Below are 13079 nucleotides of genomic sequence, written 5' to 3'. Positions count from 1 at the left end.
TTCCAATATATGTTAAAAAAATTACACCTTATTGCCGTAACTGCATTTTGCAGCATGGCTTTTAGCTCCGCCTTTGGGCAAACCATTGTCGCTAATGATGATACCTTTAGCATTAACGGCAACGTTGGTGGCTACATAAACGGCCTCCGCCTTAACGATGTTGTTAATGGCATACCCGGAAACCAGGCTTCGTGCAATACCACCATCCTTACTGTCCTTTCATCCGGCAATCCCGGTATATACCTTGCAAATGACTGTGGCGGTATTACGGTAGACCCCGGCGTACAGGCAGGTGCCTATACGCTGGAGTACCAGTTATGCCTTGCCTCAAACCCTAACATTTGCGATACAGCCGTGGCAACTTTTAATGTGTGCAGCCAGTTGCCGCCGCAATTTAGCATTGTCTCCCCTACATGTACCGCCGAAAACGGTGTGGTAACTTTTTCCGGCCTGCCCGAAACAGGCACTTGGACTATAGACTTGCTTAACTCATGGCAAACCCCTATAACAACGTATACCGGAACCGGCACACAAAGCACACAGGTTATAGCACCGGGGTATTATAATGTAAGGGTTACTAATGCCGAAGGCTGTGCATCGGCAATAGTGGGCATGTCTGTAAATTATCTGCAAGAGTTTGATGCCTTTCTCATTGCAGATGTAAACGACATTGATGGTAGTGGCAGCATAAGTGTAGGTGATATTATAAATTTAACAGCATCTATAACGAACCTTTTAGATTGCCCCATCCAAAATGTACATGCCATAGACGGAGGCCTTAACGCTACAGGGTCGATATCCGTGCTAAATCCGGGACAAACCGATAACACCAGTATTACAGGTACATATACCATTACCCAGGAAGATATTAATAATGGAAACGCTGGGTTTTTATGGATGGGCATTACCGGTACCTATGGCAATGGGCAGAATGCTTATATTAAAGCTTTTGTAGATTTTTCGCTTGATATTGAAAATGGCATGCAGCTAATTGCTTTTTTAGACGAAAACAACAATGGCGTTAAAGAGAGTAGTGAACCAGTATTTAACGGTGGCGATTTTGTGTATACGGTAAACGGCGGTAGCAATGTATCGCTGTATTCAGGAAACGGCGAACCAGTAATTTATGAAACGAACCCTGCTAACCTCTATAACCTAAGTTACCAGGTAAACAACATAGCCTGCGCAGGCGAATATACGTCTGCAACCACCTATACAGGCGTTACGGTAGCTGCGCTAAGCGGTATTACTACCTACTACTTCCCCATTAGCGGACAGGAATGTAATGATGTAAAAGTATTTGTTTATGGCAGTAACGCAGTACCGGGCACTACAACAAATAACTACATTACGCTGTATAATGCAGGCAACCAGGTGGTGGCAGCCGGCACGCTTACCTACACTAAAGACCCGTCACTAAGCATTGTATCGGTTTCAAGCCCTTACGCTAATATTACCCCTACCGGGTTTACCTGCGGCTATATCGACCTTCAGCCTGGCGAGGTGCGTTATTATAACGTGCTGCTGCTGGTACCCGCACTTCCGGGCGTTACTCTGGGTGATACGGTTACAGCCACAATTGAGTCAACCGTTCCCGATATGGATATAGCGCCGGAAAATAACACGGCTTCATTTACAACCACCATTACAGGTTCTTATGACCCTAACGACAAGGCCGAAGCCCACGGCGGTACTATACCTGTTGAAAGTTTTGGAGCAGATGATGTACTTACCTATATGATACGTTTTGAAAACACAGGTAACGGCCCTGCAAACCATGTGCGCATTACCGATGCGCTAAGTAACCTTCTGGACGCTTCAACCGTGCGCATGGTAGCCTCAAGCCACAACGGCTCCTATACCCTTACCCGTAACGGAGCTAACCTGGAGTGGAACTTCAGCATTTACCTGCCGCCATCTACCGACCCTGAAAGCAGCACCGGTAAAGGCTACGTGGTATTTACCGTGAAGCCACTGCCCGGATACGCCGCAGGCACAATAATAAACAATACAGCCGAGATTTACTTTGACACTAACCCGGCAATTGTTACCAATACATCCTCAACAGAATTTACTACAACAGCGGGTACTGCTGCCTTTGGCAAAAATATGGTTACCGCCTACCCTAACCCGGTTACTGATGTGCTTACCCTTTCGTCAACGGCGGAAATTAAATCGGTTGAAGTATATAATGTGTTGGGACAGCTTTCGCTTTCACAAAATGTTTCAGGAAACGCTGCAACTATTAATATGCAGGGACTGCAAAACGGCATGTACCTGGTAAAAGTTACGGGTGATAACGGTTTGAAAACGATGAAGGTTATGAAGGAGTAGCTCGCTGAATATATTATACGAACTAACGTCCCTGCTAAGCGGGGACGTTTTTGTTATCTTTATAATTGATAATTTAGTTGTGCGATAAAATGAATGGTTCAATTTCAATAACATTTGGTGCTCCTGAACACGGCTGGCTGCCGGTCCGTTTCTGTTATAAAGATTTTAGCCTGGATTTTGAAGCTTCCGATGCATTAAACGATCCTATTGAAGAACTTTATCATGCCATTACAAAGCTGCAGGATAATGAAATCAGGCGGGCAACGTGGTGGCTGGAGCCGGCGGCATATTTGTTTGATGTAGAGAAAACCGAGTCGGAAATTCATCTCACAATTGCTAAAACTGAAAATATTCATAACGTTGATACTGCTCAAATAGTGCTGCATACAATAACCGGCAATGAACCGCAGATTATTGAGCCGTTGAAATTAGCGGTACAGCAGTTTTGTTCTCAAGCTTATGACGAAATTCACTGGCCGTACAAACCGGCAAATTATAGGGCGGAAAATTTGTGACGTCTCATATAAACAGAAAAAACGTCCGCTATTAGCGGACGTTTTCTATATATACTGACTTACTATCTACTATAGTTCAAGCGCTTTTTTAGGGTTGTTATCCATAAGCAGCTCAGCAGGGTTTTCAAGGCCTTCTTTAACTGCTACAAGGAAACCAACCGACTCACGCCCGTCGATGATCCTGTGATCGTAAGAAAGGGCCACATACATCATTGGGTGTATCTCTACCTTACCGTTTACGGCTATAGGGCGCTCGATGATGTTGTGCATACCTAATATACCACTCTGCGGCGGGTTGATGATTGGCGTAGAAAGCATGCTGCCAAATACACCGCCATTAGTAATGGTAAAGGTACCGCCGGTCATGTCGTCAACAGTTATCTGTCCGTCGCGGGCACGTAGCGCAAGGCGTTTTATCTCCGCCTCAATACCACGGAACGAAAGCGTCTCCGCATTTCTTACCACCGGTACCATAAGGCCTTTAGGGCCCGATACGGCAATAGAGATGTCGGCAAAATCGTAAGCCACTTTGTAGTCGCCCTCGATCATTGAGTTTACATCCGGGAACAGTTTCAGCGCGCGGGTTACCGCCTTTGTAAAGAACGACATATAGCCAAGGCCAAGTCCGCCGTGTTTTGCCTTAAAGGCATCTTTATATTCGTTGCGCAGTGTGTTTATAGGGGTCATGTTTACCTCGTTAAACGTGGTAAGCATGGCGGTTTCATTTTTAGCAGATACTAAACGCTCTGCAACCTTGCGGCGCAGCATGCTCAGTTTGCTGCGCTCGCTGCCACGGTTACCGCCTGTAGGGGTACCAAGGCTGGCTTTAGCGTTTACGGCATCGTCTTTAGTAACACGGCCGCCTTTGCCTGTGCCGCTTACGGTAGCAGGGTCAATGCTTTTTTCGTCTAATATTTTTTTAGCCGCAGGCGAAGGAGTGCCGGCTGCGTAGGTTTGCCCCCCGGCCCCCGAAGGGGGAGTTTGAGCAACAGGCTCTGCTTTAGGTGCCTCTGCTTTTACTTCCGGTTTTGTATCTTCTGCTTTTGGAGTTTCTTTTTCAGCCGCGTCTCCCCCTTTGGGGGCTGGGGGGCTGGCCCCTGTATCAATAAGGCATACTACCTGGCCTACTTTTACAGCATCGCCTTCTTCGGCCTTAAGGGTAATAATACCCGCGGCTTCGGCAGGAAGCTCAAGGGTGGCTTTATCAGAATCTACCTCGGCAATAGCCTGGTCTTTTTCTACATAATCACCATCCTTTACAAGCCATGTTGCTATTTCAACTTCGGTGATCGATTCCCCCGGAGAGGGAACTTTCATTTCTAAAATCATGTCAGTATAATTTTATATGTGTTGCTATTTTATTGAAAATCAAAAGTACGATTAATTGAACAAATTCTTGTCAAAAACCATGGCAATGGCTGCGGCGTGGCGTTTCTTGGCCCGTGCCGAGCTACCTGCTGCAGGCGCACCCGCTGCTTTAAGGCAGGCTACGCGGTATTTAACCTCGGTAAAGTTCATCAGCATGTAGCTGTAAGCGCCCATGTTGCGCGGCTCTTCCTGTGCCCATACATAATCGTCGGCGTTGGTATATTTTGCAATGGCAGCCTTTAATTGTTCTGCCGGCAGCGGGAATAATTGCTCAAGGCGTACAAACGCTACATCGTCACGGCCCAGCTTTTCGCGCTCAGCCACCAGGTCATAATAGAATTTACCGGTACAGAATACCAGTGTTTTTACTTTTGCAGGGTCTGCAATAGGGTCGTCCAGCACTTCCTGGAAGCTGCCGTTTGCCAGCTCATCTACAGATGATACAGCCGCCGGGTGGCGCAGCAGGCTCTTAGGTGTAAACACGATAAGCGGCTTGCGGAAATCCGTCTTCATCTGCCTCCTTAACAGGTGAAAGAAGTTAGCCGGGGTAGTACAGTCGGCCACATACATATTATGGTTGGCACACATTTGCAGGTAACGCTCCATACGGGCGCTGCTGTGCTCTGCACCCTGGCCCTCATAACCGTGCGGCAGCAAGAACACAAGGCCGTTCTGGTTGTTCCATTTGTCTTCGGCAGCACTCATGTACTGGTCTATCATTATCTGGGCACCGTTAGAGAAATCGCCAAACTGCGCTTCCCAAATGGTTAGTGTTTTAGGGCTTGCAAACGCATAGCCATAATCAAAGCCCACTACGGCATACTCGCTTAGCAGCGAGTTATAGATGTAAAAGTTACCTTTTTTGTTGTTAATGGCATCCATCAACACTACTTCTTCTTCGCTATCCTCTACTTTAAGTACAGCATGGCGGTGTGAGAAGGTACCACGCTCTACATCCTGGCCTGATATACGCACATCATACCCTTCGGTAAGCAGCGACCCATAGGCAAGCAATTCGCCCATAGCCCAGTCCAGCTTATCGGTTTCAAAAAACATGTTTTTACGGTCGCCAATAAGCTTGGTAATCTTGTTAAGGAACTTTTTATCCGCCGGAAGTTCAGTTATCGTGGTAGCAATATCGGTTAGTATGTCTTTGCTAAAGGCGGTATTTACTTTCTCAAGCATCTGCCCGGCATCTGCCTGGGCATAACCCTCCCATTCGTTTTGCATGAACGGGGTAATTATGGTAAGGTCTTTTTTACGTGATGCTTCAAGGTTTTCCTCCAGCTTTTCTTTATATTCTTTTTCAAGCCCGGCAACAAAGTCTTTATCTATAACACTGTTCGCCAAAAGTACATCGGCATACAGGTCGCGTGGGTTTTTGTGTTTCGCTATAATCTTATACAGCTTTGGCTGGGTAAAGCGTGGCTCATCGCCCTCATTGTGGCCGTATTTACGGTAGCCCAAAAGGTCTATAAACACATCGGTGCCAAACTCCATACGGTAGTCAAGCGCAAAAAGCACGGCGTGTACTACTGCCTCGGCATCATCGGCATTTACGTGCAGTACCGGCGAAAGCGTTACTTTAGCCACATCGGTACAATAGGTAGACGAGCGGGCATCGAGATAGTTTGTAGTAAAGCCTACCTGGTTGTTTACCACCATGTGTATGGTACCGCCGGTTTTATAACCGTCAAGCTTGGCCATCTGTACAATTTCGTATACTATGCCCTGGCCTGCCACGGCCGCATCGCCATGAAGCGCTATAGGCAATACTTTTTTATTATCGTTAGGGAAATACCTGTCCTGTTTGGCACGGGCAATACCTTCTATTACCGCGCCTACCGTTTCAAGGTGGCTGGGGTTTGGTGCCAGGTTGATGTTTATCTGCTTACCGGTTTTAGTAACCTTGTCAGCAGTTAAACCAAGGTGGTATTTAACATCGCCATCAAACAGGGCATCATCATCATAGTCCTTACCGTCAAACTCGCTGAATATATCTGCCGTTTTCTTGCCAAACACGTTAGCCAGCACGTTTAGGCGGCCACGGTGTGCCATACCCATTACAAACTGCTCTACGCCTTTTTCGGCAGCAGCCTCTATAAGGGCATCAAGCGCGGGGATAAGTGTTTCGCCGCCCTCAAGCGAAAAACGTTTCTGACCCACGTATTTTGTGTGAAGGAAATTCTCAAAAGAAACCGCTTCGTTCAGTTTTTCAAGGATGGCCTTTTTCTGCTCAGCGTTAAAGTCAGGCTGGTTCTGGTTAACCGATAGCCTGTTTTGTATCCACTGCCTTGTTTTAGGGTCGCGAATGTACATGTACTCAATACCTGTATGGCCGCAGTACACTTTTTTAAGGTGGTCTACAATCTGGGCAAGCGTAGCGTTTTGAAGGCCTACTTCTTTACCGGCGTCAAACACGGTGGTAAGGTCGGCATCACTAAGCCCAAAGTTTTCCAGGTCGAGCGTAGGGCTAAAGGTACGGCGCTCGCGTACCGGGTTGGTCTTTGTAAACAGGTGGCCGCGGGTACGGTAACCTTCGATAAGGTTGAGCACCTTAAATTCTTTCTGTAGTTTTTCGGGGATGCCGGAGTAGTCAGAAACCGGTGCGGGGGCTACTGGTGCGGCCTGGGCTACAACTTCGGTAGCGCCTGAGCCATAATCGGCGGCGGCAAAATCAAAACCCTGGAAAAAAGCACGCCATGAAGGCTCTACGCTATCGGGGTTCTCAATATATTGATCGTATAAATCGGCAAAAAAAGCAGTGTTGGCTGCATTTAAAAAGGAAAACCTGTCCATACTTATATGTTTGTGACGGTGCGTTATAAAATTTTACGCAAAAGTACATCATTTCTAATAATCTTTCAACGATTTTTATACTTTTATAGCTTACTACAATACCGGTGTACCACTATGAAAGAACGCTTTATCATATTTTTAACAAAATTAACAACAACGGTTGCGTTATTTTTCATTTTTAGCAATGTAAGCGCCCAGGAAGTTACATTTTGGGATAATGTGCAATTCGGCGGCGGGGTGGGGCTGGCATTCGGAACCGGCTATGCCGACGTGAATATTGCACCCAGCGCCATTTACCATTTTAATAAATATGTAGCGGCAGGTGTGGGCCTGCAGGGCAGCTATGTAAAACAGCGCGACTGGTACAGCAGCGTTATGTATGGGGGCTCGATAATAGTACTTGGCAACCCCATACAGCAAATACAGCTTTCGGCCGAGTTGCAGCAGCTGCGTGTTAACCTTAAATATGACGATGGTTTTGACTATACTATTCCCGGTTATGCGGGATATACCGATGGCCGCTCCCGCGATTTCTGGAATACAGCACTCTTTTTAGGCGCGGGCTACCAGATGGAAAACGTGACCGTAGGGCTGCGGTATAATGTGTTGTACCATAAAACCGACATGGTATACAGCGATGCATTGATGCCGTTTGTGCGGGTTTATTTTTAGTTTACAGCTAACGGTTTACAGTTTACAGAATGGAACAGTACCTGAAGAACGATCCTGAAAAAATCCGCGTTAATCAGCGATTGCAAAGCATCCGCATCATCCGCGTTCCTTTTTTCATTACAAAACTTAATACCGGTTCCTAAACCACACTTTTTGCCATTCCCTTTTTAAAATTAAAAAAGTAACCTGCTCTGCAAGTTCGGCAATGTCGCCTCCGTTAAGGGCTTTTACGTCTTTTTCAGGTACATCTATAATATACAGCAGGTTAAGGTACTCAGCAAACTTATGGTGTATAAGCCTGAAAATTTTGTCCTGTACCGCCATTTTCAGGTCAAACGGCGCTATGCCATCAGCAAAGTCCACAGGCTCATTGGCCAGTGCAAAATCCTTGTTGAGCTGCTCCACCAGTTTAGTATAAAGCTGTTCTTTCTGGGCCTGGCTTAAAAGCAGGTCGGTATTTTCCGGCGGGGTATAGGTCATCATACGCTGCGTTTCATAAGTTTTTGCCCAAAGGCACGGAGGACTTCCTTTTTTTCCGGGGCAATATCCATCTGCTCCAGTGTGGCAAATGCGTTCATGGTATAAGCCTCAATGGCAGCCGTTGTGGCGGTGTGGGCACCGCTCGCGGTAAAAATAGCCTTAACCGATTCAATTTTTTGGGCAGTATTTTCGGGCTGTTGGCCAAACCAGTGCAACAGCTGTTCTTTTTCAACGGTATTGCCATATTCAAGCGCTTTGAGGTACAGGTAGGTTTTCTTATTCTCAATAATATCGCCCCCCACCTGTTTGCCAAAGGTTTCGGGATTGCCAAACGCATCAAGGTAATCGTCCTGCAGCTGGAAGGCAATGCCGAGGTAGCGGCCAAAGTCGTATATCAGGTTGCAGTTCTCATGGGTTGTATTAGCTACAATACCACCCATTTTCATGGCAGCGCCTAAAAGCACAGCCGTTTTATATTCAATCATCTTCAGGTATTCGGGCTCGGTAACGTCGTTGCGGTCTTCAAAGTCCACATCCCATTGCTGGCCTTCGCACACTTCAAGCGCCGTTTTGCTAAACAGTTTGGCAAGCTGCATAAAGGTTGCCGGTTCGTACTGCTCAAAATACTGGTAGGCTAATATCAGCATAGCATCGCCACTCAGTATACCGGTATTTATATTCCACCTTTCATGTACGGTCTGGTGGCCGCGGCGCAGTGGGGCATCGTCCATAATATCGTCATGCACCAGGCTAAAGTTATGAAAAATCTCTACTGCTATGGCTGCGGGCAGGGCCTCGCGGCAGTCTGCATTAAACACCTCGGCAGCCATAAGGGTAAGTACAGGGCGTATGCGCTTGCCGCCCAGCGACAGTATGTAGGTAACGGGGGCATACAGGTTTGCAGGCTCTTTTTGCAGATTTGCCGTTTCAAAATAATCGGCAACTACCTGCTGGTAATATGCTATTGGGTGCATTTACAAAAATTTTCAGCTAAAGTACTTTATTCCGCCGTGTTGTGCAACGCAAAATTATTTTTTGACATTTTTGTAAAAACTTTGGAAACTTTTTTTGTTTTTAAAGTTTCCTGCATATATTTGCACCATGGAAAAGGAACCACAATTATGTGATATGATACGTGAAAAAGCCGGCGAGATGTACTTTCGGCTTGGCTTTAAAGGTGTGACGCTTGATGACATAGCCCAGGAAATGTGCATCAGCAAAAAAACAATATACCAGCATTATGCCAATAAAAACGAATTGATTGCCGCAGTGGCAGGAACACTGATGCAAATGATTTTTACAGAAATTGATACCATTGCAGGTTCAGGGTATAATGCAATTGAAGAGTTATTTGAAATACGAAAATTTTTACGTAAAACGATAGAAGACAAATACCAGCTTGCTACATTTCAGCTGAAGAAATTTTTTCCAGAGGTATCTGTCAAACTAAACAACAGCAAGTTTGACAGGATGCAGTATTGTATTACAAATAACCTTATAAAAGGTATTGCCGAAGGGTTGTTCCGAAAGGATATTAACATTGATTTTGTTTCACGCATCTACTTTACCGGTATATCAGGAACTAAAGATACTAACATATTTCCTGATGAGCTTTTTAGTATGGATGCACTCCACCTGCTCTTTCTGGAATACCATTTACGCGCTATTTGCACCCCTGAAGGTATTACCCTTCTGGATAATTACCTGAAAGAAAATCCGTAATAATTAACAAAGCTTTAACATTGACAAAATTGTCAAATGTTTTAAATTTGCGTCTTGACAAAATTGTCAAACAATAAAGTTAAACTAAATATGTCAGCCAAAAGAACCGAAGAGATTGCTGTAGATACTGAACAGCTGATAAAAGAAACCGCAAAGAATATATTTTTTCGTGAAGGCCGCTTTAACGCCACCACGCAGGAGATAGCCGATGCCGCAGGGGTTAACCGTACCCTTATAAACTACTACTTCCGCTCGCGCGATAACCTGTTTGACATTGTTTTTGATGAAGCGCACCGGACAGAACATGAGCGCACAGAGGCTATTGTGTTTAGCAACAAGCCTTTCCGCGAAAAAATATCGGAGTCGTTAGACCTCCAATTTGAGCAAAGCAAGGAATATCCCTACCTGGAAATTTATATGGTAACCCAGATGAACCAAGGCTGCGTATATAAAGACCGCGAAACAATGAACCGTATGCTCGATAAATTTTACCTTGAAATAGCGCTCGAGATGGACAGGGGCACCATACATAAAATGCGCCCCGAGCAGTTTTTGCTCAATTATATATCGCTCTCTACTTTCCCGGTATCTATGCGCCCGCTATTGCAGGAAACCATGGGCTTTAGCGACAGCAGCTACCAGCGCCTGCTGGAAGAACGCAAGGAAATAATAATGAATATGCTTTTTTTAGAATAAATACAAACATAAAATCCCTACATCATTAAAAATCAAAAAAAATGAACAGTTATCTCACCCGAAGGGGTATATGGCGCGTTGCCTTTACCTTAATAATGGCACTCTTTGGGGTCGCGGTTATGCAGGCGCAGGTTACCCCTGCCCCGCAAACCGTAACACTTAAAGATGCCGTTAACTACGCGCTGCAAAACAAAGCCGAAGCCGCAAAGGCAAGGCTGGACGTTGAAAACAGCGAATACCAGATACAGGAGGTGCGTGCACAGGCTTTGCCCAATATTTCGGCAGACGGCAACCTTACGTACAATCCCATACTACAGCTTAACGCGGTAAACTTTGGGCAGGGTACGCAGCTTTTGGCTTTTGGCCAAAAATGGAACTCCCTTGGCGGCGTTAACCTTACGCAGAAAATATTTGACCAGTCGGTTTTTACAGGCTTACAGGCAGCCCGCACCACCCGCGAGTTTTACCAGGTAAACGCAAAACTTACCGAAGAGCAGGTTATAGAGCGTGTGGCAAACAACTACTACCAGGTATATGTGCAGCGCCAAAAGCTTGTGCTTATAGACAGCACCTACAAGAATACCGAAAAAATCCGCAATATTATTAAAGGGCAATTTGACGCCGGCCTTGCACGTAAGATTGATCTGGACCGTATGAATGTTAACCTGAATAACATTGAAACACAGCGCCAGCAGATACTAAACGCGGTAGAGTTGCAGGAAAACGCGCTTAAGTTTTATATGGGTATGCCTATAAATACTCCTATAACGCTGCCGAAAACTGACTTTGAAGTAAAACCGATTGCGCTTAACGAAAGCCTTGACGTAACACAGCGTACAGAATACCAGTTGCTTAAAAAACAGGAAAAACTGTATTACTACAATAAAAAAGCGCAGATAGCAGCCTACTACCCTACCCTTTCATTAACAGCCGGATACAACTATATAGGCCAGGGGCCGGAATTGCCATGGTTTAAAAAACCCAGCGATGGCGTATACTGGAGCGATTACTCAAGCATTGGGGTAAACCTGCACATACCTATATTCAGCGGGTTTGGCACAAGGGCTAAAGTAAGGCAGGCCGATATAGAACTGCGTAAAACAGCCGAGGATATTAAAGACACCCAGTTGAGCCTTGATATGGCGTTTGAAAATGCGAAAACGCAAATTACAAACAACCTTATTACCATAAAAAGCCAAAAGGAAAACGTGCAGCTTGCTAAAGAGGTATTGGAAAACACCCAAAACAACTACCAGCAGGGGCTTGCCACACTTACCGATTTACTGGATGCCGAAACCTCCCATATAGAAGCACAAAACAATTATACGGCTGCGTTGCTTGATTATAAACTGGCCGAAGTACAACTCATAAAAGCAAAAGGAGAACTACAAACCCTAAAAAATTAAACCCGCAATGAAAAAAGCAATTATATACGTAGTAATTATAGTAGCCGTGTTAGCACTGGGCGGTTACATACTGACCAAGAACAAAGAAAAGAATGAGGCCGAGACTGCCGTTGTGGCCCAAAAAAACAACTCGGTAGCAGTACGCGTGGCAAAAGCGGTACAGGGTGTGCCTGACCTTGCCTATGTTGCAAACGGTAATTTTGAGGCTGCGCAGCAGCTTGAATTTCCGGCAGAAAATAATGGCCGTGTAGTTAAAGTTTTAGTAGACGAAGGAGACCGTGTACATAAAGGCCAGGTGCTTGCCATAATAAAAGGCGACCAGCTTAACATACAGCTTACCAGCGCTAAGGCTGCTTATGAAAATGCGCAAAGCGATGCGAAACGTTATGAAAACGCCTTTAAAACCGGAGGTGTTACCCAGCAGCAGCTGGACCAGAGCAAAGTTGCACTGGCAAATGCCAAAGCACAATATGACCAGACAAGGGTAAGCCTGGGGGATGCCAGTATAAAAAGCAGCATTAACGGTATAGTAAATAAGCGCAACATAGAGCCGGGCAGCGTGGTATCTCCGGGTACCGTGCTATTTGAACTGGTTGATGTAAGTACACTTAAACTTAAGGTTACCGTACCTGAAAGCCAGGTTGCAACCCTTAAACTGGGCACTACCATTAATGTAACCGCCAGCGTATACCCTGATAAGACATTTACAGGCAAAATAACGTTTATAGCGCCTAAGGCAGATGAGTCACTTAACTTTCCTGTTGAGATAACAATAGCAAAAAACCCTGATAATTTGCTTAAAGCCGGTATGTATGGTTCGGCTACCTTTGGCACCTCATCAAAACAGGCAGAGGTACTTACCATTCCGCGTAACGCGTTTGTGGGCGGTGTGGGCAACAACCAGGTATTTGTAGTAAGGGGCGACAGCGTAAAAATGGAGAAAGTTATTGCAGGACGCATTTTTGGCGACAATGTAGAGGTGCTTAAAGGCCTTAGCGCAGGCGAAACAGTAGTTACCAGCGGGCAGATAAACCTTACTGACGGTAGCAAAGTAGAAGTTATTAAATAAAGGCCAGCTCCCTAACCC

The 13079-nt window shown here is 45.6% G+C and carries 11 protein-coding genes; 7 read left to right on the top strand and 4 right to left on the bottom strand.

Going from position 1 to position 13079, the window contains the following annotated elements:
• The first annotated feature begins 9 nt into the window (after positions 1-9).
• The gene (locus ACLI09_RS01545) at positions 10-2334 is read left to right on the top strand and encodes a T9SS type A sorting domain-containing protein (protein ID WP_411417817.1); all 2325 of its coding nucleotides are present in this window, start codon (positions 10-12) and stop codon (positions 2332-2334) included.
• Positions 2335-2423: 89 nt separating this feature from the next.
• A complete protein-coding gene (locus ACLI09_RS01540) occupies positions 2424-2849 on the top strand; it encodes a hypothetical protein (RefSeq protein WP_411417816.1) in 426 nt (141 codons plus the stop codon).
• Positions 2850-2918: 69 nt separating this feature from the next.
• Here the strand turns inward: ACLI09_RS01540 and odhB are convergent, their stop codons facing one another.
• Both odhB and ACLI09_RS01530 read right to left on the bottom strand, forming a co-directional pair.
• A complete protein-coding gene (gene odhB, locus ACLI09_RS01535) occupies positions 2919-4178 on the bottom strand; it encodes a 2-oxoglutarate dehydrogenase complex dihydrolipoyllysine-residue succinyltransferase (protein WP_411417815.1) in 1260 nt (419 codons plus the stop codon).
• A 51-nt stretch (positions 4179-4229) separates the two neighbouring features.
• Positions 4230-7016, bottom strand: a complete 2787-nt coding sequence (locus ACLI09_RS01530; RefSeq protein ID WP_411417814.1) for a 2-oxoglutarate dehydrogenase E1 component — start codon at positions 7014-7016, stop codon at positions 4230-4232.
• 114 nt (positions 7017-7130) lie between these two features.
• On the opposite strand from ACLI09_RS01530, the gene ACLI09_RS01525 reads away from it, so the two are divergent.
• The gene (locus ACLI09_RS01525; RefSeq protein ID WP_411417813.1) at positions 7131-7688 is read left to right on the top strand and encodes a hypothetical protein; all 558 of its coding nucleotides are present in this window, start codon (positions 7131-7133) and stop codon (positions 7686-7688) included.
• 126 nt (positions 7689-7814) lie between these two features.
• Here the strand turns inward: ACLI09_RS01525 and ACLI09_RS01520 are convergent, their stop codons facing one another.
• Both ACLI09_RS01520 and ACLI09_RS01515 read right to left on the bottom strand, forming a co-directional pair.
• Positions 7815-8168: a hypothetical protein gene (locus ACLI09_RS01520; protein ID WP_411418006.1), complete on the bottom strand. Its 354-nt coding sequence runs from the start codon at positions 8166-8168 to the stop codon at positions 7815-7817.
• Positions 8168-9142 carry a polyprenyl synthetase family protein gene (locus ACLI09_RS01515; protein WP_411417812.1) on the bottom strand — a complete coding sequence of 325 codons (975 nt, stop codon included), beginning with the start codon at positions 9140-9142 and terminating at the stop codon, positions 8168-8170. The genes ACLI09_RS01520 and ACLI09_RS01515 overlap by 1 nt, the downstream gene beginning before the upstream one ends.
• A gap of 127 nt (positions 9143-9269) precedes the next feature.
• On the opposite strand from ACLI09_RS01515, the gene ACLI09_RS01510 reads away from it, so the two are divergent.
• The 4 genes from ACLI09_RS01510 (at position 9270) to ACLI09_RS01495 (ending at position 13061) form a co-directional block, all read left to right on the top strand.
• On the top strand, positions 9270-9890 hold the full coding sequence (locus ACLI09_RS01510) for a TetR/AcrR family transcriptional regulator (RefSeq protein WP_411417811.1): 621 nt from the start codon (positions 9270-9272) through the stop codon (positions 9888-9890).
• Between the two features lie 90 nt (positions 9891-9980).
• Positions 9981-10586, top strand: a complete 606-nt coding sequence (locus ACLI09_RS01505; RefSeq protein ID WP_411417810.1) for a TetR/AcrR family transcriptional regulator — start codon at positions 9981-9983, stop codon at positions 10584-10586.
• 95 nt (positions 10587-10681) lie between these two features.
• Complete coding sequence (locus ACLI09_RS01500) at positions 10682-11992, top strand: TolC family protein (RefSeq protein ID WP_411418005.1); 1311 nt, start codon at positions 10682-10684, stop codon at positions 11990-11992.
• Between the two features lie 7 nt (positions 11993-11999).
• A complete protein-coding gene (locus ACLI09_RS01495) occupies positions 12000-13061 on the top strand; it encodes an efflux RND transporter periplasmic adaptor subunit (RefSeq protein WP_411417809.1) in 1062 nt (353 codons plus the stop codon).
• The last annotated feature ends 18 nt before the right edge of the window (positions 13062-13079 follow it).

The organism is Flavobacterium sp. RHBU_24 (genome assembly GCF_046613695.1).
In the GTDB taxonomy this organism is placed as follows: Bacteria; Bacteroidota; Bacteroidia; order Flavobacteriales; family Flavobacteriaceae; genus Flavobacterium.
This window is presented reverse-complemented; position numbering and strand designations above follow the sequence as displayed.